This window comes from Streptomyces sp. NPDC005931, assembly GCF_042871235.1.
GTDB lineage: Bacteria > Actinomycetota > Actinomycetes > Streptomycetales > Streptomycetaceae > Streptomyces.
The window spans coordinates 16332-39477 of record NZ_JBIAIG010000014.1 but is presented as its reverse complement, the minus strand read 5'-3'; the positions used below and the strand labels follow the sequence as shown (position 1 = coordinate 39477).

Below are 23146 nucleotides of genomic sequence, written 5' to 3'. Positions count from 1 at the left end.
GCACCATGCCTGTGAACCCCTCGCCCGAACCCGTCGGCCCCGCCGCCGCACTCCGTGACGCCGCGCGCCGCCACCCGGACCGTACCGCCCTGACCTTCGTCGACTACTCGGTCGACCGCGCCGGAGTCGCCAGGACAGTGACGTCCGGGCAACTGCACAGCAGGGCGAGGGCGGTGGCCGCGGAGCTGTGCCGGGTCACCGTGCCCGGCGACCGCGTGGCGATCCTGTGCCCGCACACGGCCGACTACGTCGCCGCGCTGCTCGGCTGCCTCCACACCGGCGTGCTGGCCGTTCCGCTCTACGCTCCGGAGGCGTTCCGCACGGACGAACGGCTGCGGGTCACCATGGCCGACTGCTCCCCGAGCGTCGTCCTCACGACCACCCCCTTCCAGCAGTCGGTGAGGCACCTGCTCGCCGAGGCGCCCGAACTGGGAGAACCCGGCATCGTCTGCGTGGACGCGCTGGATCCGGCACTGGGCCGCAACGTCGTGCTGCCCCCCGTGGAACGGCCGCACGACGTCGCGTATCTCCAGTACACCTCCGGGTCCACCCGCACGCCGGCGGGAGTCGAGGTCACCCACCGCAACCTCGCCGTGGCGGCGGACCAGTTGCGGGCGGCGCTCGACGTCGGCGAGGACTCGCGGATCGTCGGATGGCTCCCCTTCTTCCACGACATGGGGCTGGTGATGATGATCGCCCTGCCGCTCGCCACGCAGACCCCCGCGGTGCTCATGTCACCGTTCTCCTTCGTGCAGCAGCCCGTTCGCTGGCTCCGCGCGATCGGCGAGCACGGGGCCACGCACACCGTGTCGCCCAACTTCGGCCTCGACCTCTGTGCCGACCGGATCCCCGAGCGCGCCCGCGAGGGTCTCGACCTGTCGTCCCTGCGCGTCCTGGTGAACGGATCGGAGCCGGTACGCCCGGCCACCCTCGACCGCTTCACGGCCGAATTCGGCCCGCACGGCTTCCGTCACGAGGCCCACCGCCCCGGCTACGGGCTGGCCGAGGCGACGCTCGCGGTCACCGTCTCCGCGTCGGCCCCCCGCGTCCTCACCCTGGACAGGGAGGAACTGGCCGCCGACCGCGTGCGGTTGCTGCCCGAGGGAGCCACCGGCGGTTACCGGGTCGTGGGCTGTGGCACCCCGGTCGAGCAGGAGGTATGCATCGTCGACCCGGCCGGTGCCCGTGTACTGCCCGAGAACCGCACGGGTGAGGTGTGGGTCCGGGGGGCGAACGTGTGCGCCGGGTACTGGGACCGGCCGGAGCGCACGGCCGAGGTCTTCGGCGCCCGGCTCGCCGGGGCGGGCGAGGGCGACCGGCCCTGGTTGCGCACCGGGGACCTGGGGTTCCTCCGTGACGGTGAGCTCCACCTGACCGGGAGGCTCAAGGACCTGATCGTCGTCGACGGCCGCAATCACTACGCCTCCGACCTCGAACTGACCGCGCAGGAAGCCGATCCCCTCGTACGGCACGGCCATGTCGCCGCCTTCCCCGTCGGGCTCCTCGACGACAACGGCGAGCGCGCGGTCGTCGTCGCCGAACTCGAGCGGCGCTGCGACGGCGCCCGACTCGAGACGATCCGCACCGCGATCCGCTCGGCGCTCCTCGCCCACCATTCCCTCGATGTACGGGACGTGGTGCTGATCCGGCGCGGGACCCTGCCGAAGACGACCAGCGGGAAGATCAGGCGCTCCGCCTGCCGCGACCTCCACCTCGCCGGTGCGCTGGCCGTGGTGCGGACCGATGCCGTGGGTGCGCGGTGAGTGAGGACCTGCACGCGCTGCTCGTCGGCCGAGTCGCCGAACGGGCCGGGATCCCCGAGGACCGGGTCGACACGGACCAGCCGTTCCAGGCGTACGGCTTCACGTCCCGTGATGCCGTCGCTCTCTCCGGCGAGCTCGAGGAACTCCTCGACCGGACGCTGTCACCCACCATGCTGTTCGAGCACCCCACCGTCCGGCAGCTCGTCGCCCATCTCACCGGCGAGCCACCGGCGCCGTCGACCGCACCACCGGCCGCGGCCGGGCACGACACGACACGGCAGCCGGACGTCGCGGTCGTGGGGATCGGCTGCCGGCTGCCCGGAGGGGCGCACTCACCCGACGCCTTCTGGGAGTTGCTGCGCTCCGGCGCGGACGCCGTGGGAACCCTCCCCGCCGGGCGCTGGAACGACTACCGGCAGGCCTCACCCGCGCACGCGGCGGTCGTCGACCGGGTGATCCGGCACGGCGGCTTCCTCGACGACGTGGAAGGGTTCGACGCCGAGTTCTTCGGCATCTCTCCCGCGGAGGCCGCCGAGATGGACCCGCAACAGCGGATCCTGCTCGAGGTCGCCTGGGAGGCACTGGAGCACGCGGGGCTGCCGGCCGACCGGCTGGCCGGCACGCGAGCGGGCGTCTACGTGGGGGCGTGCGCCGACGATCACGGCCGGGCAGCCCTCGAGGACCTGCCGTCGATCGGCGCCCGCACGGGCACCGGCGCGGCCATGAGCATCATCGCGAACCGCCTGTCGTACGTGCTCGACCTGCGCGGGCCCAGCATGACCGTGGACACCGCCTGCTCCTCGTCACTCGTGGCGCTGCACCTGGCCCGCCGCGGGCTCGTCACGGGGGAGTGCGACACCGCGCTGGTGGGCGGCGTGAACCTGCTGCTCTCACCAGGTGTGACGATCAACTTCGGCGAGAGCGGGGTGCTGTCGCCCGACGGCAGGTGCAAGCCCTTCTCGGCCGCCGCGAACGGATACGTACGCAGCGAGGGCTGCCTTGTCGTCGTCCTGCGCAGACTCGACGACGCACTGCGCGACGGGGACCGTGTCCTCGCCGTGGTGCGCTCCTCCGGCACCAACCAGGACGGCCGCTCCAACGGCCTGATGGCACCGAACCCCGCAGCCCAGGAGGCACTGATCCGCGAGGTGTGGGACGACTCGGGACTCGACCCGGCCGCGGCGGGCTACCTGGAGGCGCACGGCACCGGCACCCCGCTGGGCGATCCCATCGAAGCCACCGCACTCGGTGCCGCCCTGGGCCGCCGCAGGCCCTCCGGCTCCCCGCTCACCATCGGATCGGTCAAGTCCAACCTCGGGCACCTGGAAGGGGCGGCGGGACTGGCAGGGCTGGTCAAGTGCGCCCTGTCCCTGCACCACGGGCTGATCCCCGCGACACTGCACCACGCTGCCCCCCATCCCCGCATCCCGTTCGCGGAACTGGGCCTGGCCGTGGCCGACCAACCCCTGACCTGGTCACGCGGCGACCGGCCGCGGACCGCCGGCGTCAGCTCCTTCGGATTCGGCGGGACCAACGCCCACGCGGTGCTCGTCGAGGCCCCCGTGCACCACACCGCGACGATCACCGACTGAGAGTGGAATACCGCACATGAAGCACGGAGAAATGCACTTCGCGCTCTCCGCCCGCACACCTGCGGCTCTCCGGGAGAACGCCGGCCGGCTCGCCCGCTGGCTGACCGCCGAGGGCGCCGCAACCCCGCTGGCGGACGTGGCGCACACCCTCGCCCACCGCCGCGCCCACCTCGGTGAGCGCCTCGTGGTACGCGCCGCGGACCGTGAGACGCTCACGCGGCTGCTCCGCATCGTGGCCGACGGCGGAGAACCGGGCCCGCTCGCCGCTCGGGGCAGCGTGCGGGACCCCAAGGGCACGCAGCCGGTGTTCGTCTTCTCCGGACACGGCTCGCAGTGGGACGGCATGGGTGCCCGGCTCCTGGCCGAGGAACCCGCCTTCGCCTCGGTCGTCGACGCGCTCGAGCCCGTTGTCCGGCAGGAGACCGGCCTGTCCCTGCGGGCGCTCATCAGTGAGGACGGTCTCGCCGCGTCCGGAATGGACCGCGTGCAGCCCGCCATCTACGCCCTCCAGGTCGGCCTTGCCGCAGTGTGGCGTGGTCGGGGGATCCGCCCGGGCGCCGTGATCGGTCACTCGCTGGGAGAAGTGGCCGCGGCCGTGGTCGCAGGGGCGCTGACGCCCGAGGCCGGAGCCCGCGTCGTGTGCCGGCGCTCGCGGTTGATGGAGGAACGGCTCGCCGGGAGCGGCGCCACCGCGCTCGTCGGCCTGAACGCCGCCGAGGTCCGCCGGCGCCTGGACGAAAGACCCGGTGTCTCCGTGGCCGTGCACTCCTCCCCGCGCGCCTGCGTGGTGGCGGGCGTGCCAGCGGCGGTGGAGGAGTTCGTTGCCGAGTGCCTTGAACAGGAGCTGATCGCACGGCTGGTGCCGGGCGTGCGCATCGGCGCGCACAGCCCGCTGGTCGACCCCCTGCTCGACGAGGTGCGTGCCGCGCTCGCCGATGTCACCCCCGGGCCGCTGGACCTCCCGTACTACAGCTGCACCCTCGACGATCCCCGGGAACGCCCCGCGTTGGACGCCGACTACTGGGCGGTGAGCGTGCGCCGCCCGGTCCGGCTCGCGGAGGCGGTGCGAGCCGCCGCGCAGGACGGACGGCATGTCTTCCTGGAGGTCTCACCCCACCCCGTCGTCGCCCAGTCGGTCCTGGAGACCGTCATGGAGGCGGACGGCGCCCACCGGGGGCGCAGCACGGTACTGGGCACGCTCGGCCGGGGTGCGGAGAGCGCAGACGCGCTGGCAGAGACGCTGGCCGCGCTGCACTGCGCCGGAGTCACCCTGCCGCGGGAGGCGCTGCCCGACGGCGGACACGCCGATCTGCCCGTGTACGCCTGGCAGCGCCGGCGCTTCCCCAGGCCCCGGCGCACGGCCGTCGCCGCTCCCGGCCACCCCCTGCTCGGCTCCCGCATCACGCTGCCCGGCACGCCCGTCCGGCACGTGTGGCAGAACCAGGTGGGCGCCGACGCGCTGCCGTGGCTCACCGACCACCGCGTCCACGGCACCGCCGTGCTGCCCGGCACGGCGTACGCGGACATCGTGCTGACCGCCACCTGCCAGGCGTTCGACGCCGCACCCGAGGACGTGGTGATCTCCGACCTTGCGCTCTCCCGGCTGCTGCCCCTGACCGAGAGCGCGACCCTCACCACGACGCTGGAGGAGGACGCGGAAGGAGCCGGCGGCGGGATCCGCGTCGTCCTCGGGTCCGGTGCCACGACCACGGTCCTGGCCACCGCCGCGGTGACCGTCGGACAGGAGTCCTTCCCGGCCGGGCCCCCCGGTTCCGCGGAGACACCGGATTCCCCGGACGCCCCCGCCGACGGCACACCGCGCGAGCCGGGCGACGTGTACGCGGCCCTGCGCGCCCTGGGCCAGGAGCACGGCCCGGCCTTCGCGGGCCTCACGGAGGTGCGGGTGTCCGGCGACACCGCCGTCAGCCGGGTGTCCCGTCCCGCCTCACTGCCCCCGGACGGGCGTTTCGCCGTCGAGCCGGCACTGCTGGACGCCTGCCTGCACGGACTCGGGGCCCTGGTCCCGGAAGGAACGGTGGGGACGTACCTGCCGACCGGCGTGGACAGGCTGCGCTTCACGGGACGGCCACCGGGAGCGTCGCTGCTCTGCCGGGCCCGGCTGCGCGCCGCGTCACCGGAGCGCGGACTGAGGGCCGACGTGAGGATCACGGACGACACCGGCGCGCCCGTCGCCGAACTGACCGGGGTGCGCCTCGACCGCGTCGGGGAGGAGGCGCTGCCCCTGGACGTCACGCCCCTGCTGCACCGCCTGGACTGGGAACCCGTCCCCGCTCCGGCGCACCAGCGGGGCGACGGACGGCGCCTGCTCGTCATCGGCGGATGCGAGGGCGACGTCAGGCGTACGGCGGTCGTCGACGCCCTGTCGATGGCCGGCGTCGCCTGTGACACCGCGGGCCGGGACGAGCCCTGGGACTCCCGCTCGTTGCCGAGCGGTGTGGTGCTGGTGGCCTGGGAGGGGCCGATCGAGCCGGCCGACGTCGTGGAGTGCGCCGAGCGGCGGGTGCGATCGGTGCTCCTGTCCGTGTCCGGTCTGCTGCGCGCCTGCGACGCGGCGAGGACGTCCCCGCCGCCGTTGACCGTCGTGACGGTCCGGGGCCGGTCGACGCGCGACGACGAGGCCCCCGATCCCGTGCAGACGGCGCTGCGCGGGCTGGTGCGTGCGGTGCGGATGGAGCGCCCCGAGCTGCGTGCCCGCATCGTCGATCTGGACGGGACGGGCGGCGGCGTTCCGCTCGCCGACGAGATCCTCGCGACCGACGGCCCCGACGAGGTGGCGTGGCGGGACGGAGTCCGCCTCGCGGCCGCACTCGTCCCCGGGGCACCGGCCGCTCCCACACGCGAGCGGGTGGTCGTGCGGCCCGGAGGCGGCTACATCGTCAGTGGGGGCACCCGCGGCCTGGGGCTCGCCACCGCACGCTGGCTCGCCGAGAAGGGCGCGGGGGCCGTGGTGCTGGGAGGGCGGGGAGAGCCCGCACCGGAGGCCCTGGAAGAGCTGGCGCGCGTACGGGCGTTGGGCATCCGCGTCGAGCTGGTGCGCGGAGACGTCGCGGAGCCCGGCACCGCCGAGCGGATGGTCGCCGCGCTGGCCGCCACGGGAGCGACGCTGCGCGGGGTGCTGCACACGGCCGCGGTGATCGAGGACGCCCTGGTGACCGACGCCGACCCCGGACGCCTCCACCGCGTCTGGGCCCCCAAGGCGGCAGGCGCCTGGAGACTGCACCGAGCCACGGCGGGCATGGCTCTGGACTGGTGGGTCGGCTACTCCTCGCTGGCCTCGCTCGTGGGGTCCCCGGGCCAGAGCGAGTACGCGGCCGCCAACGCCTTCCTCGACGGTGTGGTGGCGCTGCGGCGGGCGCGGGGGATGCCCGCCCTCACGGTCAACTGGGGCCCCTGGGGCGAGGTGGGGGCGGTACGCGGACGGACCGTTCCCGGCCTCGGCATGCTCACCGTCAAGGAAGGGTTCGCGGCCCTGGAGACGCTCCTGGCGCGCGGAGCCGGGCGGAGCGGTGTCGCCCGGCTCAGCGCCCGCGACTTCCTGCACGCCCATCCCGCGGTTCGCCACTCCTCGTTCTTCTCGGCCCTCGTAAGCGAGGAGCGGCAGGACGACACCTTCGACCGTGCGGTGCTCGCCGGTATGCCGAGGGACGCGCGGAACGAGGTGGTCAGGGCCAGGACCCTGCTGAGCGTGGGCCGGGTACTGGGTTTTGCCGATATGAGCCCGGTCGCTGACCGGCCGCTGGTCCACCTGGGTCTGGACTCACTGGCCGCCGTACGCATCAAGAGCGCGCTGTACGACGACTTCGCGGTGGACGTCGCCGTGGCCGGGCTGCTCCAGGGCGCGAGCGCCATGGAATTGGTGGAGCAGGTGACGCAGGCACTGGAGTGCGGCGACGAGCCGCGGCGGGGCGGCGCGGCGGACGTCGTGCGTGAGGCCGCCCGCAGGGCCGCGTCCCGCACCGCAGTCGCACGGCCGCGCCGACGCGGCGTACACGGGAGGAAGGCATGACCCACGACGGCGCAACGGACGGGGCCGGCGAGGCGGTGGCGGTCGTCGGACTCGCCGGGCGGTTCCCCAAAGCGCGGGACACGACGGAACTCTGGGACAACCTCGAGGCCGGTCGGGACTGTCTGGACGACCTCGAGGACGAGGAGCTCCTGCGCGCCGGTGTCCCCAAGTCCGCTCTGCAGCACCCGGGTTACATCCGCAGAGCCGCCGTCGTCGACGGGTACCAGGAGTTCGACGCCGACTTCTTCGCCCTGCCACCGGCGACGGCGGCCGCGATGGACCCGCAAGCGCGGCTGTTCCTCCAGAGCTGCTGGCACGCCCTGGAGGACGCGGGGCACGATCCGGCCCGCCGGGACGGCGCGGTCGGGGTGTTCGCCGCGCCCTCGTTCAGTGGCTACTTCGGCTACAACCTGATGTCGCACCACGACCCGAGGACGTTCCTCGGCGCGGGTACGTCGACGGCGCTGATCCACTCCCTGACGTTGACCGACCCGAACTTCTTCGCCACCCGGGTCGCCCACGCTCTCGACCTGCGCGGCCCGGCCCTGACGGTGCAGACGGCATGTTCCGGTTCCCTCGTGGCCGTGCACCTCGCCTGCCAGAGCCTGCTGAGCGGAGAGAGCGATCTCGCGCTCGCCGGTGGCATGACGGTGAAGGTGCCGCACCGGGTCGGCTACCTCCACGAGCCACAGTCGATGATGTCGGCCGACGGTTACTGCCGCCCGTTCGACGCGGCGGCGAACGGCACCGTCTTCGGCAGTGGTGGGGGAGTGGTCGCGCTCAAGCGCCTGTCCGACGCGCTCGCCGACGGCGACCGGATCCGTGCCGTCGTACGCGGAACCGCCGTCAACAACGACGGTTCGCTGAAGATGGGCTTCACGGCGCCCAGCGTGGAGATGCAGGCCGCCGTCGTCGCGGAAGCACTGGCGGTGGCGGGTGTCGACCCGCATCACGTCGGGTACGTCGAGGCACACGGCACGGGCACGGCCCTGGGGGACCCCGTCGAACTGGCGGCCCTGAAGCAGGCTCTCGACCCGGACGCGGAGCGCACGACCCCCTGCCTCATCGGGTCGGCGAAGGGCAACGTCGGACACCTGGAAGCGGCGTCCGGAGTGGTGGGCCTGATCAAGACCGTGCTCGCCCTGGAGCACCGGACGCTGCCGGCGACGGCCCACTACCGGGAACCGAATCGCGAACTGCGCTTGGAGGGAACCCCCTTCCGGATCGTCGACGGGACCCGTGCGTGGACCTCCTCGGGACCACGGGTCGCCGGCGTCAGTTCCCTGGGGGTGGGCGGCACCAACGCTCATGTCGTGGTGACCGAGGCGCCGTCACCTCCTCCGCGGCAGCAGTCACCCGCACCGCTCCCGGCAGCGCCGGTACTGCTGGTCAGCGCCCGTACGGCCGAGGCGCTGCGGGACGCCCGCCGACGGCTCGCCGACGCTCTTCGGCCGGACACCGACCTCGCGGACGTCGCCCACTCGCTCGAGCGGGGACGCAGAGCCTTCGCGTACCGCACGGCGGTCGCCGCCCGTGACCCGCGTGAGGCGGCACAACTGCTGCGCCGCGACGTGACACCGCCCGCGGCGCGGGAGACCCCGCCCGCGATCGCGTTGCTCATGCCGGGACAGGGTGCGCAGCACCCGAGGATGGGCATGGGGCTCCACCACGGCGGTGACGGTGTCTTCGGCCGGGAACTCGACCGCTGTGCGCGGCTGTTCCTGGCCGAGACCGGCACGGACGTCCGCGCGGCGCTCCTGGGGGACGACGACATCGCGCTCCGCCGTACGGACGTCGCTCAGCCCGCCCTCTTCGCCGTCGAGTACGCGATGGCACGTACGTTGCACGAGTACGGCGTACGCGCCACGGCACTCGGCGGACACAGCGTCGGCGAGTTCACCGCGGCGTGCCTGGCCGGGGTCGTGGAACTCGGCGACGCCGTACGCCTGGTGGCGGCACGGGGCCGGCTGATGCACCAGGCACCCGCCGGAGCGATGCTGCACGTGCGGCTGGGGGAGGACCGGGTGCGGGAGAGCCTCGCCGGCACCGGCCTGGACGTGGCCGTCGTGAACGAGCCCGAGGCGTGCGTGGTGGCCGGCGCTCCGCAAGCCGTCGGCGATTTCGCGGCCCGCATGACAGCACTGGGAGTCGAGACGGCCCTCCTGCGCACCGCGCACGCCTTCCACAGCGCGGCGATGGAGCAGGCGGCCGAACGCTTCGCCACCGTGGTCGCCGCTGTCCGGCTGTCCGCGCCGAAGATTCCGCTGGTCTCGAACGTTACCGGTGGATGGATGACGGACGCCGAGGCGACCGACCCGGACCGCTGGGCGGTCCAGATGCGTGCCACCGTGCGGTGGGCGGACTGCGTCCGGACGTTGCTGGGGGACCCCCGGCGCGTGCTGGTCGAGACGGGACCGGGGCGCTCCCTGGGTTCGGCCGCCCGCCGAAGTGACGCCTGGTCGCCCGGGCATCGGGCGGTGAGCGCCATGCGGCACCCGGAGGAGCCGCCGGACGACGGAGAGGCCCTGTCCGGAGCGTTGGGAGCGCTGTGGGAGACGGGTACCGACGTCGACTGGTCCGGTACGCGGCACGGCGGCGAGCGGTGGGTGTCCCTGCCCGGCTACCCATTCCGCCGGGACCGGCACTGGACGGACCCTGCTCACCAGGAGCCGTCCGCAGCGGCGCCGGCGGCGCCGTCGCCTCCGTCCGCGGCGCCCCGTGCGGCGGACACGGTGACGATGCTGACCGGGATCTGGTCGGAGGTACTGGGCGTGGTGCCGGTGCGGCCGGACGACGACTTCTTCGACCTGGGCGGTGACTCGATGCTGGCCTCCCGGGTGGCGGCACGGGCGTTGGAGCGCGGTCTGCAGTTCCGGCCGAAGGACGTCTTCGAGAACCCGACCGTGTCACGGCTGGCGGCCAGAGTGACCCCCGACCTCTGAGCAACCTGAACAGCGCTGTTCAAATTAAACAAGGGATGCCCTATGGTGAACCTTGACAGTGTTGTTCAAGTTAAGGAGTTCGGGTGAGCTCGGAGAGTCACACCCACGCGGAGTCGGCCGGGGCGGGGCAGCACCACGCCACGCGATCCGATTCCGGCCCGCACCGGACCGCTCCCCACGGCGACGCGCACGGCCCCGGGAGCGGTCACGGTCACGAACATGGGCATGGGCACGGGCACGGGCACCACGGTGAAGGGCCCGCCGGCCCGCCGGACCCGCGCCGGTGGCTGATCCTGACGCTGCTGTGCATGGCGCAGTTCATGCTGATCGTCGACGTGACCGTGGTGAACGTGGCGCTCCCCACGATCGGTGAGGAACTCGCGCTCGGCGCCGGTGCGCTGACCTGGGTCGTCACCGCGTACACCCTCTTCTTCGGCAGCCTTCTGCTGCTCGGTGGCCGGGTGGCCGATCTGCTCGGTCGTCGGCGCATGTTCCTGGTCGGCCTGTCCGTGTTCACCGCCGCCTCGCTGGTGTCCGGGTTCGCGGAGAGCGGCGGTGTGCTGATCACCGCCCGTGCCGCCCAGGGTGTGGGCGCCGCGATCATGTCCCCGGCGGCCATGGCCCTGATCGTGTCGGTCTTCCACGGTGCGGAGCGCAACCGCGCCCTCGGTGTCTGGGCGGCGATCGGCAGCACGGGTGCCGCCTTCGGTGTCCTTCTCGGCGGCGTACTCACCTCCGGCCCGGGCTGGGAGTGGGTGTTCTACATCAACGTCCCGATCGGAGTCCTGGTCCTCGTCGCGGTCCCGGCCCTGCTCAAGGAGCAGACCGTCGGCCACGGGCACGGCCACGGGGCGGCGCCCGGGGTGGACATTCCCGGTGCGCTCACGATGACCGCCACGCCCGCCCTGCTCATCTACGGCCTGGTCCAGGCACGAGATCACGGGTTCGGCGACGCGTCCGCGTGGATTCCCCTCGTCGGCGCGCTGGTCGGAGCCGCGCTGTTCTTCGCCGTCGAGCGGTCCGCGACGGCCCCGCTGGTACGGCTGCCGTTCCTGGCCCGCCGCTCGCTGCTGGGGGGCTGTCTCGTCATGCTCGCCGCGTCGGGCGTGCTGATCTCGGCCTTCTTCCTGTGTTCGTTCTACCTCCAGCACGTGCTCGGTTTCTCCGCGCTGAAGACGGGACTGGTGTTCCTGCCGGTCGCCGTGGTCACCACGATGGGCGCCCACCTCGGTGGCCAGGCGGTTGCCCGACTGGGCTGGCGGGCGACGGCCGCGGGTGGGCTGGCGGTCGCCGCGGCCGGTGCGCTCCTGCTGACGGGGCTGGAGCGGGACAGCGACGCGTGGACCCAACTGCTGCCCGGCTTCCTGCTGCTGGCCTTCGGACTGGGCGCCGGCTTCGTCTGCGCGATCACCAGCGCCATGCACGGCGTGGAGCACGCCGACGCGGGCCTGGGCTCCGGCCTGGTGAACACCAGTCACGAACTGGGGGCCGCCCTCGGCATCGCGGTCGTCGCGGCCGTCGCCGGTGCGAGCCTGGAGGGAGGCGGTGGAGCGGGTGTCCCGTCGGTCGACGGCTTCGGAGCCGCATTCCTGACCTGCGCGGCCATTTCCCTCGTCGCTGCCCTGGCGAGTCTCGTGCTGCTGCCCAAGGGACGACCGGACCCGTCCGCAGGACCGGTGTTCGCACACTGAGACGCCGGTTGCCCGATGGGTGAGACCGGGTGCCCCTCCCAGAGGACCTCCTGCCGGGGTCCCCGGTCGCCCACTGTGAGTTCTCATAAGCAAATTTTGGCAACTCTTAACGAAAAAACATTGCTTGACTCCCTCGCTACGATGGTCAATAGTAGGCGCGGTTCTTGGCTGAAGTTGCCGACCTAGGGGGAGGAATCGTGCAAGGTGAACGCCAAGGTGCGGAAGAGGACTGTAGTAACGTTCTGATTGTCGATCCGGATCCGGTGTCCCGGGCTTTGGTCCACCGGTTTGCGGAATCCGGTGCGAATACGGTGAGCGTGGTGTCGGCTGCGGCTGCGGCGGATATTCCGCTCGATCGGACGGCCCGGCCGCTCGGCATCTTCCTTTCTTCGGACGTCGGTGTACGGGATCTGTCGCTGCTGGGCCCATTGCTCGCCGACCCGTCCACTCACGTGATCCTTATCGTGCGCTCCCTGATGCACGGGCAACTGGACACGGCGCAGTGGGTCCTCGCCGACGTCGTACTGCGCCTGGAGGATCTTCAGCGCTCGAAGCCGGACGACGTGCTGAGCAGGCAGTGCCGGGGGACGGTCGCGGTCTCGCCCGAGGCGCTGCGTCAGGTGGTCCGCATGGCCTCCACCGCGGCGGAGGCGGAACCGCGGCCTCCCAGGCTCACCGAACGGGAGACCGAGACGCTGTGGGGAGTGGCGCAGGGGCTGAGCAACCGCCAGATCGCCCGCGGCATGGGCATCACCGAGCACGGCGTCAAGCGCCACCTCGCCAACGCGATGGGCAAGCTGAATTGCCAGAATCGCGCTTCGGCGGTTGCCGTGGCGCTGCGCAGCGGTCTGCTGCGACTCAGCGACGTCGCAACCGGCGTCTCCTGACGTCCACGGGACCGGCGGTGCGCAATTCGCGGTCACGAGCCGGGTGGCTCGACATCCAGAACAATCATGCGTCGGCGTCAAGAAGCGCCGGACGCGAGGAACAGTAGGGGGCAGGTTCCAAGATGGCACGGAATAGCTTTTCTGAAATGCGTGGTGGAGAAGGAGTCCGGCTGTGGCTGGACATCCGTCCCTCGGCTCCCGAAATTCCCACCCTGACCCAGGCGGACCCGACGGTTGCCGGTGAGCTCACGCATCTCCTGAGCGAGGTTCGCGACCGTGACTGGGAATCCTTTGTGAACATATCGTGCGGGCGGGATGCCGATCCCGTGGCCGCCGTCACCGCGGCCGTCGCCGATGTACTGCGGCTGTGGTCCAAGCGCCCCGACTTCTCGCTCGGCATCGCCCTCCCGGGCCGTGCCCCCGCGACGCTCGGCTTCGACGTGCAGCCCCCGGACTCCTTCGCGGTCCGTGCTCGGCGGGTTCGCCGCCGGCTGGACGAGGAGCCCCCGGCGGCGCCGGACGCGTCCGCCCCCGCCCCACGGCTCATGAGCTGCCTCATCACCGAGAAGGACGGCGGCCTCACGGTGACGTGGGAGGTACCGCGAGGGGCCCTTCCCGCCGGCCTGCCGGAGGACCTCGCGGGCGTCTGTACGGACGTGCTCACCCGGCTCGCCCGCGAGCCGGAGTTGTGGGACGCGCGGGGACGGATCGTCGCGCTGCCGCGGTGGCAGAGGGACGAACGCGACCGGGTCAACGACACCGCGGCCGAGATCCCCGCGGAGACCCTGTGCGGCCTGGTGGAGGCCCGGGCGGCCGAGGCGCCGGACGCCGTGGCCGTCCTGACGGAGGACGGCCGCCTCACCTACCGCGAGGCCGTGACCGGCGCCCGGAAACTGGCCCGCCGCCTCGTCGAGCTCGGCGCCGCGCCGGGCCGCCTCGTCGCCGTGGTCGTCGAGAAGAGCCTTGCGCAGGTTCCCGCCGTCCTCGGCGTCACGCTGTCCCGCGCCGCCTACCTGCCCATCGACGCGCAGTGGCCCGCCGCCCGCCGCGCCCAGCTGATCGAACAGGGCGAGGTCCGCATTGTCGTCACCACGGCGAAACTCCGCGACGAACTCGACTGGCCCGCCGGCCTCCACGTCGTCACGCCGGACGACCCCGAGGTACGCGACGCCGACGCGGGACCGCTGGACCTGGCGCCCACGCCCGACGACCTGGCCTACGTCATCTTCACCTCCGGCTCGACCGGACAGCCCAAGGGCGTGGTCATCGACCACCGCGGAGCGGCCAACACCGTCCAGGACATCAACAGGCGGTTCGGCGTCGGCCCCGTCGACCGCGTGCTCGCCCTGTCGTCCCTCAGCTTCGACCTCTCCGTGTACGACATCTTCGGCGCACTCGCCGCCGGTGCCGCGGTGGTCATGCCCACCCCCGGCCGAGTCCACGACCCGGAATACTGGTCCCAGCTGGTCGAGCGGCACGGCGTCACGGTCTGGAACTCCGTACCGGCACTCATGCGTGTCTGGCTGGAGGCCCCCACCCCGCCGCCCGCCAACGCGCCCCTGCGCCTGGTGATGCTCAGCGGCGACTGGATCCCGGTGTCCCTGCCGGACGCGATCCGCGCCCCCTACCCCGACGCCCGGGTCATCAGCCTCGGCGGTGCGACCGAGGCGTCGATCTGGTCCGTCCACCACCCCGTCGCCGAGGTCCCCGCCGACTGGAGCCGCATCCCGTACGGCAAGCCGCTCGCCAACCAGACCCTCCACGTGCTCGACCACGCGCTGGACCCCTGCCCCGTATGGACCACCGGCGAGATCTACATCGGTGGTGTCGGCGTGGCCAAGGGCTACTGGGCCGATCCGGTGCGCACGGCCGAGCGGTTCATCGTGCACCCCGCGACCGGGGAAACGCTCTACCGCACCGGAGACCTCGGCCGCTATCTGCCCGGTGGCGACATCGAGTTCCTCGGACGGGAGGACACCCAGGTCAAGGTCAACGGCTATCGGATCGAACTCGACGAGATCGCTGCCGTGCTCCGCCGGCAACCCGGAGTGCGCGAGGCCGTCGTCACCGTCGACACCAACCCCGCGACCCGGCGCGGCCAGCTGGTGGCCTACGTGCTCCCCGAGGACGGTACGGCCGAGCCGCAGACCGGACCCGATGCCGCGCACGCCTGGCCGGCGGTGCTCGAGGCGGCCCAGGACGAACTGCGGCAGGCCACCGGAGACCTTGCACCGGCCATCGAGTCGTTCCGCGATCTGTGGCACCGCCTGGAGGCCGTCGCCCCGTCCGTCATGGCGCGCAACCTCGCCCGCCTCGGCGTCTTCACCACCGCGGGGGAAGCCGCCACCGCGGACGACGTCGTCGAGCGGTGCGGCGTACGGCCCCTGTACCGCGGACTCCTCGACCAGTGGATGACCCTGCTCGCCGGCCGGGGGGATCTGCGCGCGACGGAGCAGCCCGGGCGGTACCGCACCGAGCGGGCGCTCGACGCCGCAGCGCTGGACCGGGAGATCGACACGGCGCTCGGCGACATCAAGGCCGACGGCGCCGACCAGGTGCTGCTGGAGTACTTCACCGCGTGCATCGAGCGGCAGCTGCCCCTGCTGCGCGGCGAGATACGGCCGCTCCAGCTCCTCCTGCCGGACGGGGACTGGCGCGTCACCGAGGCGCTGTACGCGGCGAACCCGGCCGCGCAGGTGCAGAACCGCATCGCGGCGCGGGCGGTCCGCCGCTTCGTCGAGCAGTTCCCGGCCGGCCGGAAGGCACGCATCCTGGAGGTGGGCGCCGGCACCGGCTCCACCACGGACCGCGTCCTGCGCGAACTGCCGGCGGATCGGGCGGAGTACCACTTCACCGATCTGTCGACCGCCTTCACCGAGTCCGCGAAGAGGCGCTACCGGGACGCCTATCCCTTCGTCACCTACGGGCTGTTCGACATCGACGACGACCCGGGAACACAGGGGCTCGCCCCTGGGTGCGCCGACGTCGTCGTGGCGGCGAACGTGCTGCACGACGCCAAGAACCTCACCCGCAGCCTGGCCGCCCTCCGACGGCTCATCGCGCCGGGAGGCATCGCCGTTCTGATCGAGGGGACGTTCAACTCGCCCCTCAACATGATCAGTTTCGCCTTCCTCGAGGGCTTCGGGAACTACCAGGACCAGCGTGAGGCCACGCTGCTCTCGGTGCCCGAGTGGCGGGAGCACCTGACGACGGCAGGCTTCTCCCGGACCGTCCCGGTGCCCGACGGCGATCCCGCGGTGGACGCCCTGATCCAGCACGTCCTGATCGCCGGTACCACGTCCGGCGGCGGGCCCCTGGACCTGACGCTCCTGGGCAAGGTCCTGGGCGACCTGCTGCCCGACTACATGGTCCCCAACCACTACCTGGTCATCGACGAACTGCCGCTGAGCGCCAACGGCAAGGTCGACCGTTCCGCGCTTCCCTCACCCTGGCGGGAGTCGGCACCCGACGAGCGGACCGAACCGCGCACCGAGCTGGAGGAGCGCCTGTTCGAGATCTGGCGCGACGCACTGGGGCACGACGGCTTCGGTGTCGAGGACAACTTCTTCGACCTGGGCGGCGACTCGCTGCACGCCGTACGCATGGCCGCCCAATTCCGTACCGAACTCGGCGTCGAGAAGACGGGCGACGAGGCCATCGACATGCTCTTCGAGGCACCCACGATCAAGGAACTCGCGGCGCTCCTGTCCCGCGACGCGGAGGCCAACGGATGACCACCGCCCACGCACCGTTCCCACTGACGCCTCTTCAGGAGGCGTACATGGTCGGCATGTCCCGCATGGTGGAGCTGGGCGGCTTCCGTCCCGGCTACTACGTCGAACTCGACATGGTCGACCTCGACCCGTCCCGCGCTGAGCGGGCCGTCGACCAGTTGCTGCGTCGCCACGACCACCTGCGGACGGTGGTCGACGGAGCGGGTCGGCAACGAGTCCTCGACGAGCGCGGGACCACGCGGTACCGGATCCCGGTCGTCGATCTGACGGGCCTTCGCCGGGACGATCAGGAGAGCGAGATCCTCGCGACCAGGCGGCGCATGTGCGAGTCGGGCGTCGACCCCGCCCACTGGCCGCTCTTCGACGTCGTCGTCCACCGCGTCAGGCCCCGGCGGTTCCGCGTCCACATCGCGATGAGTCTGCTGCTGCTGGACGGCCGTGGCATCCGCCAGGTCATGGACGAGTGGCGGGCGTACTACCACGATCCGGACACCGAGCTGCCGCGGCCCGGGCTCACCTATCGCGACTGCCGGATGAAGCTGCTCGAGCACGAGAGCACGCCGGAGTACCAGGCGCAGTGGCAGTACTGGGAGGAACGGCTGGAGAGCCTTCCGGACGCCCCCCGGCTCCCCCTGGCCGTACAGCCGTCGGCGATCACCACCGTACGGTTCACCCGGCGCACACACCGGCTCACCCCGGCCCAGTGGCAGCGGCTGTGCACCGCGTTCCGCAGGCACCGCATCCTGCCGACGACCGCGCTGCTGCACGTGTTCGCGGAGGTCCTCGGCGCGTGGGCCGACACCCCCCGCTTCGCCCTGAACATGCTGCACCAGAACTGGGCGACGACCCGTCCGGAGATGGCGGGTGTCATGGGGCAGTTCGGCGCCACATTGCCGCTGGAGGTGGACCTCGCGCAGCCGGGTGACTTCTGGCAGCGGGGCCGGAACCTCCAGAAGCAGGTCCTGCGCGACCTGCAGAACGCCGATGTCGCCGGCGTACGGATCACACGGGAACTGGCCGCCCGCCGCGGCTGGTCCTCGCGGGCGGCACTGCCCTACGTCTTCACCAGCATGCTCAAGGCACAGGCCCGCCCGGGCGGAGGGGCGGAGCAGCCGCAGCAAGGTGCACGCCCGGCCTGCCGGGAGGTTCACAGCGACCTGCGCACGCCGCAGGTCCTCATCGACAACCAGCTCCACGACGGCGTCTACGGAGGAGTGAACTGCGTCTGGGACGTCGTCGACGACGCGTTCCCGCCGGGCCTGCCGGACCTCATGTTCGAGGCGTACGGGCGCATGCTCGACGTCCTCGCGGGCCCGGACGGCGCACAGCGCGAGCCGGATCCGGTGCCCAGCACGCACCGCGCCGTGGTCGCCGCGCTCAACGACGACGTGCGGCCCGCCCCCGACGAGCGCCTGGAGGACGGCTTCCTCCGCCGGGCGGCGGCGCGACCGGACGCCCCGGCCGTCATCTCCGCCGAACGCGTCCTCACCTACGGGGAGGTGGAGGCCCTCTCCAGGAGCGTGGCCGCGTGGCTCTCGGGCCGGGGAGTGGGACGCGGCGACGTCGTGCCCGTGGTCATGAGCAAGGGCTGGGAGCAGGTGGTAGCCGTCCTCGGCGTGCTGCGCTCGGGAGCGGCGTACTGCCCCGTCGACGCCGCGTTGCCCGGTGAGCGCATCCGGCACCTGATGGAGTCGTGTTCCGCACGGGTGGTTCTGGTGCAGTCCCACACCGGTCCGGACGGTGAGCCGCTCGGTCACCGGCCGACCCTGGCCGTGGACCTGGCCCGGCCGGCCGAGGAGCCCCTCGGCGCCCCCGCGGGTGACCCGGGAGACCTCGCCTACATCATCCACACCTCGGGATCGACGGGCCGGCCCAAGGGCGTCATGATCGAGCACCGGGCGGCGGTCAACACCGTCGCCGACATCAACCAGCGTCTCGCGCTGGGACCCGAGGACCGTGTCTTCGGCATCTCGTCCCTGAGCTTCGACCTGTCGGTGTGGGACGTCTTCGGGTCGCTCGCCGCCGGCGCGGCCCTCGTGCTGCCGACGGCGACGTCCCGGCCCGACCCCGTGGGCTGGGCGCGGGCCGCGGTCACCCACGGGGCGACGGTGTGGAACTCGGTGCCGGCGCTGGCCCAGATGCTCGCCGAAGTCGTGGAGAAGTGGCCGACGGGGGCCCCGCCCGTGCGGGCCTTCATGATGAGCGGCGACTGGATCCCGCTCGCCCTGCCCGACCAGCTGCGTGCCGTGTGGCCCGGCGCGCGGCTTATCGCCATGGGCGGGGCGACGGAAGCGTCCATCTGGTCGAACATCCACGAGATAGGGAAGGTCGAAGAGGGCTGGCAGAGCATCCCTTACGGCGTTCCCCTGCGGAACCAGACCATGCGGGTGCTCGATCACCGCATGGGCCTGCGTCCTCCCTGGGCCGTCGGCCGCATCCACATCGGTGGGGCCGGCCTGGGCAAGGGGTACTGGCGGGACGAGGAGCGCACGACGGAGCGCTTCGTGCGGCACCCGGAGACCGGTGAACGCCTCTACTGGACGGGCGACCTCGGTCGCTACCGCCCCGACGGCACCATCGAGTTCCTCGGCCGGGAGGACCGGCAGCTGAAGATCCAGGGCTTCCGCGTCGAGCCCGGAGAGGTGGAAGCGGCGGCCCGCGAACACCCCGCCGTGCGGGAGTGCGTGGTGAGCGCGGTGGAGAGCTCCGGGGGCCAGCTGCGCCTGGTCGCGCTTGTCGTGCCCCACGAGGACGGTGGGCTCGACCACCGGGCGGTACGCACACACCTGGCCGCACGACTGCCGCACTATCTGGTTCCGGGCCAGATCCATGTGGTGAGCCGACTGCCGCTGACACCGAACGGCAAGGTGGACGTCGCCGCGGCACTGGCCGCCGTCGCCCGGCAGCCGCAGTCCGCGCCGGACGCGACCGGGAGGGCCGGCGACGGCACCCCCTCCGGCGAGCACCTCACACGGCTCAGGGCGATGTGGGCCGAGCTGCTGGACCTTCCGGCCGTGGAACCGGACGACGACTTCTTCGCCCTGGGCGGCAATTCCCTGCTCGCCCTGCGGCTGATCGGCAGGATGGAAGCGGAGCTCGGGGTCGAGTTGCGGTTCGGTGAGATCTTCGAGGCGCCGACCGTACGGGCGCTCGCCGAGCGCATCGGGGACAGGGACCGGATCGCGTCCTGCCGCGTGACGCTGGCCGGCGGCCACGATGCGGACGGCGGCACCGAACTCTTCCTCTTCCACCCCGTGGGCGGCTCGGTGACCAGCTACACACCACTGGCCCGCGTGTGGCAGGGACCTGTTCACGCCTTCCAGAGCCGGGCCCTCGCCGAAGGGACGACGACGGCTCTGGAACCGGATCTCAAGTCCATGGCCGCGGCCTACCGGGAGGAAGTGCAACGCGTTCGGCCCCACGGCCCGTACGTGCTGGGCGGCTGGTCGATGGGTGGAGTACTCGCCCACGAGGTCGCCGGGCAGCTCGCCGAGCAGGGGCACGAGGCCGCCGTCGTCATGATCGACAGTGATCTCACCGAAGTACGGGCGCCGGCCACCGAAGCGGACCGGCACCTTGAGTTCCTCGCGGATCTCGCCGGCGGGCGCCTTCCCGAGGCCGTGCGGGACGCCGTCCGCAACGCCGGTCCGGACCGGCTCGTGGCAACCGGGACGAGGATCGCCGTCGAGTCCGGCTGGCTCCCCCCGGAGACGGCGGCCCGTCAGTACGAGCGGCTGATGCGCGTCCACGCACACAACCTGGCCGTCCTCGCCGATCACCAGGTGGGCCCGTCGCCGGTGCCCACCCTCCTGCTGGTGGCCGGTGAGGTGGACCGTGCCGATCCGATTCCGGCCTGGCGCGCCGTCTGCTCCTCCCTCGACGCGGAGATCTGGCCGCACGATCACTACTCGATCGTCGGTCCCGGACTGCTGCCGTCCATTGCGGAGCGGGTCACCGCGTGGCTCGGGGACCTGGGGTCACGGCGGGCGCCCACGAGCCGTTCCGCTCACGGCCTCCCTCACGCAACGGCAAGGACTGCCCATGAATGACACCACGAAGGACGACATCCGGCGCGCGGTCGCCGAGGTACTCGATGTGGACGCCGCATCGATCTCCGACTCGGCCGATCTGATCGGGCACGGCATGGACTCGATCCGGATGATGAAGCTGGCGGGGGAGTGGCGGCGGACCGGAGCCGCCGTGACGTTCCGCGCACTGGCCGAACAGCCCACGGTGGAGCACTGGCACGCGTTGCTCACGGCCACGGCCGTCGCCGGCCCTCGGACGCAGCCGGCCGGGCGGCCCGGGGAGCAGCGCCGGACGGTCGACGCGTCGGCCGCGTTCGATCTCACACCGGTTCAGCGGGCGTACTGGATCGGGCGCCGCGAGGGAATGGCCCTCGGCGGCGTCGGCTGCCACGCCTATCTGGAGCTCGACGGCGACGCTGTCTCCCCGGACCGGCTGGAGACCGCCGTGCGGCGGATTCTCGGGCGGCACGACATGTTGCGCGCCCGGTTCCTGGACGACGGCCGGCAGATGATCCTCGAGAAGAGCCCGTGGAATGGCCTCGTGGTGCACGACTTCACCGGCGCGGACGACGTCGACAGGAGCCTCGCGGACCTGCGGTCACGGCTGTCCCACCGGGTGCTCGACGTCGCCACCGGTGAGGTGTTCGACGTCCAGTTGTCACTGCTTCCCGGCGGCCGGACGCGGATCCACGTCAACATCGACCTCCTCGTCGCCGATGTGGCCAGCATCGAAATCGTACTGGCCGATCTGGCGCGGGCCTACCGGGATCCGGAGGACCTGCCCCCGGCACCCGCCTACGGGTTCGCCCAGTACCTCCAGGATTACCGTGCCTCGTGCGGAGCGTTGAGCAACCCGGACAGTCCGCTGGCAACGGCCCGCGCCTACTGGCGCGGCCGGCTCGACCGGCTCCCCCTCTCGGGTCCGAAGCTGCCCCTGGCCGTGCCGCCGGAGCAGATCACCAGGCCCGTCTTCTCCCGGCGCGGCTTCCGGGTCGGGGCGCGCGACTGGGAGCGCGTCACCGCACGTGCGCGCCGGCTCGGTCTCACGCCCGCCATGGTGCTGGCGACCGCCTACGCCGAGGTGCTGGGCGCGTGGAGCGAGGAGCAGCACTTCCTGCTCAACGTGCCGTTGTTCGACCGGCAGCCACTGGACCCGGCCGTCCACGACATGGTCGCCGACTTCACCAGTCTGGTGCTCCTGGCCGTGGACCTGCGGCAGCCTGCTCCCTTCGCACAGCGGGTCAAGGACCTCCAACGGCAGATCCAGCAGAACGTCTCGCACGCCCAGTACTCCACCCTGAACGTGCTCCAGGACCTGCGCCGGGCCAACGGTGGCCGACGCGTCGGCGCACCCGTGGTGTTCGCATGCAACCTGCACTCGGCGTTCGTCCGTCCCGAGGTCCGTGCCGAGCTGGGCGAGTGGACGGGGATGCTCTCCCAGACCCCCCAGGTCTGGCTGGACCACCAGGTCTACACGGTGGACGGTGCGGTGCTGCTGGCCTGGGACGCCGTGGACGAACTGTTCCCCGACGGGCTGATGGACGACATGCTCCGCTCCTACGAGGGCCTCCTGAACCGGCTGGCGGCCGAGGACGACGCCTGGTCGCGGCCGGCGGCGGTGCGGTGACCCGGGTGATCGACGAGACGACGGAGATTCGGACATGAACGCATCCGCCCCGACCGACACCCGCTGGCTGCGGCGATTCCATGCCGCGGACCGGGCACCCGTCCGCCTGGTGTGCTTCCCGCACGCCGGTGGCGCGGCGGGCTTCTACCACTCGTTCTCCAGGGCGCTCTCGCCGGCCGTCGAGGTGGTCGCGGTGCAGTATCCGGGGCGCCAGGACCGCAGATCCGAGCCGGCGCTCGACGACATCGCCGCGCTGACCGACGGCATCATCGACGCGCTCGGTCCGATCCTCGACGAACGGCCGTTGGCGCTGTTCGGCCACAGCATGGGCGCCGTGCTCGCCTACGAGACGGCCAGGCGGCTCGAACACGAGGTGCAGACGCCCTGCGCCCTGCTGTTCGCCTCCGGCCGGCGCGCCCCCTCGCGGCGGCGGGAGGAGTACACACACCTGAAGGACGACGACGGGCTCGTGGAGGAACTCCGGTCGCTGGACGGCACCGACGCGGAGCTGCTGGACGACGCCGACGTGCTGCGCCTGGTGCTTCCCGCCGTACGCGTCGACTACCGGGCCGTCGAGACGTACCGCCACCGTGCCGGTCCCGAACCGAGCTGCCCCGTCGCCGTGTTGAGGGGCGCCGACGATCCCAAGGTGACCCGCGAGGAGGCCGAGGCGTGGCGCGACCACACGACGGGCCTTTGCACGCTCGACACCTTCCCCGGCGGGCACTTCTTCCTGCGGGAGGCGCAGGCGGACGTCGTCGGCGTCGTCCGGGCGCGCCTGCGTCCGTTGTCGCCGCTCGGGGTCGGTCGCACCCGTCCCCAAGGGGCAACCGGACGGCCTCGTGGGGTGTGAGT

The 23146-nt window shown here is 72.3% G+C and carries 10 protein-coding genes; all 10 read left to right on the top strand.

Features of this window, described 5'->3' with window-relative positions:
* Window positions 1–5: 5 nt before the first annotated feature.
* The 10 genes from ACFYOV_RS27110 (at window position 6) to ACFYOV_RS27065 (ending at window position 23144) form a co-directional block, all read left to right on the top strand.
* A complete protein-coding gene (locus ACFYOV_RS27110) occupies window positions 6–1763 on the top strand; it encodes a fatty acyl-AMP ligase (protein ID WP_389091769.1) in 1758 nt (585 codons plus the stop codon).
* The gene (locus ACFYOV_RS27105; protein WP_389091767.1) at window positions 1760–3355 is read left to right on the top strand and encodes a type I polyketide synthase; all 1596 of its coding nucleotides are present in this window, start codon (window positions 1760–1762) and stop codon (window positions 3353–3355) included. The genes ACFYOV_RS27110 and ACFYOV_RS27105 overlap by 4 nt, the downstream gene beginning before the upstream one ends.
* Window positions 3356–3371: 16 nt before the next feature.
* Window positions 3372–7382 (top strand): SDR family oxidoreductase, encoded by a 4011-nt coding sequence (locus tag ACFYOV_RS27100; protein WP_389091766.1) that lies wholly within the window; start codon window positions 3372–3374, stop codon window positions 7380–7382.
* Complete coding sequence (locus ACFYOV_RS27095) at window positions 7379–10324, top strand: type I polyketide synthase (RefSeq protein ID WP_389091764.1); 2946 nt, start codon at window positions 7379–7381, stop codon at window positions 10322–10324. The genes ACFYOV_RS27100 and ACFYOV_RS27095 overlap by 4 nt, the downstream gene beginning before the upstream one ends.
* A 308-nt stretch (window positions 10325–10632) precedes the next feature.
* Entirely contained in the window at window positions 10633–12015 is a 1383-nt protein-coding gene (locus ACFYOV_RS27090; protein ID WP_389091763.1) for an MFS transporter, read from the top strand.
* 197 nt (window positions 12016–12212) lie between these two features.
* A complete protein-coding gene (locus tag ACFYOV_RS27085; protein ID WP_389091760.1) occupies window positions 12213–12902 on the top strand; it encodes a LuxR C-terminal-related transcriptional regulator in 690 nt (229 codons plus the stop codon).
* 326 nt (window positions 12903–13228) lie between these two features.
* Window positions 13229–16636: an amino acid adenylation domain-containing protein gene (locus ACFYOV_RS27080; protein ID WP_389091759.1), complete on the top strand. Its 3408-nt coding sequence runs from the start codon at window positions 13229–13231 to the stop codon at window positions 16634–16636.
* Window positions 16633–20685, top strand: coding sequence for an amino acid adenylation domain-containing protein (locus tag ACFYOV_RS27075; RefSeq protein ID WP_389091756.1), 4053 nt, complete (start codon window positions 16633–16635; stop codon window positions 20683–20685). The genes ACFYOV_RS27080 and ACFYOV_RS27075 overlap by 4 nt, the downstream gene beginning before the upstream one ends.
* Entirely contained in the window at window positions 20678–22291 is a 1614-nt protein-coding gene (locus tag ACFYOV_RS27070; RefSeq protein WP_389091754.1) for a condensation domain-containing protein, read from the top strand. Before ACFYOV_RS27075 ends, ACFYOV_RS27070 begins: the two co-directional genes overlap by 8 nt.
* 34 nt (window positions 22292–22325) lie before the next feature.
* The gene (locus ACFYOV_RS27065; RefSeq protein WP_389091751.1) at window positions 22326–23144 is read left to right on the top strand and encodes a thioesterase II family protein; all 819 of its coding nucleotides are present in this window, start codon (window positions 22326–22328) and stop codon (window positions 23142–23144) included.
* The last annotated feature ends 2 nt before the right edge of the window (window positions 23145–23146 follow it).

Coding starts and splice junctions, on each gene's coding strand:
- ACFYOV_RS27100 (WP_389091766.1), top strand. CDS start 3,372: ATGAAGCACGGAGAAATGCACTTCGCGCTCTCCGCCCGCACACCTGCG.
- ACFYOV_RS27075 (WP_389091756.1), top strand. CDS start 16,633: ATGACCACCGCCCACGCACCGTTCCCACTGACGCCTCTTCAGGAGGCG.
- ACFYOV_RS27070 (WP_389091754.1), top strand. CDS start 20,678: ATGAATGACACCACGAAGGACGACATCCGGCGCGCGGTCGCCGAGGTA.
- ACFYOV_RS27095 (WP_389091764.1), top strand. CDS start 7,379: ATGACCCACGACGGCGCAACGGACGGGGCCGGCGAGGCGGTGGCGGTC.
- ACFYOV_RS27090 (WP_389091763.1), top strand. CDS start 10,633: ATGGCGCAGTTCATGCTGATCGTCGACGTGACCGTGGTGAACGTGGCG.
- ACFYOV_RS27065 (WP_389091751.1), top strand. CDS start 22,326: ATGAACGCATCCGCCCCGACCGACACCCGCTGGCTGCGGCGATTCCAT.
- ACFYOV_RS27110 (WP_389091769.1), top strand. CDS start 6: ATGCCTGTGAACCCCTCGCCCGAACCCGTCGGCCCCGCCGCCGCACTC.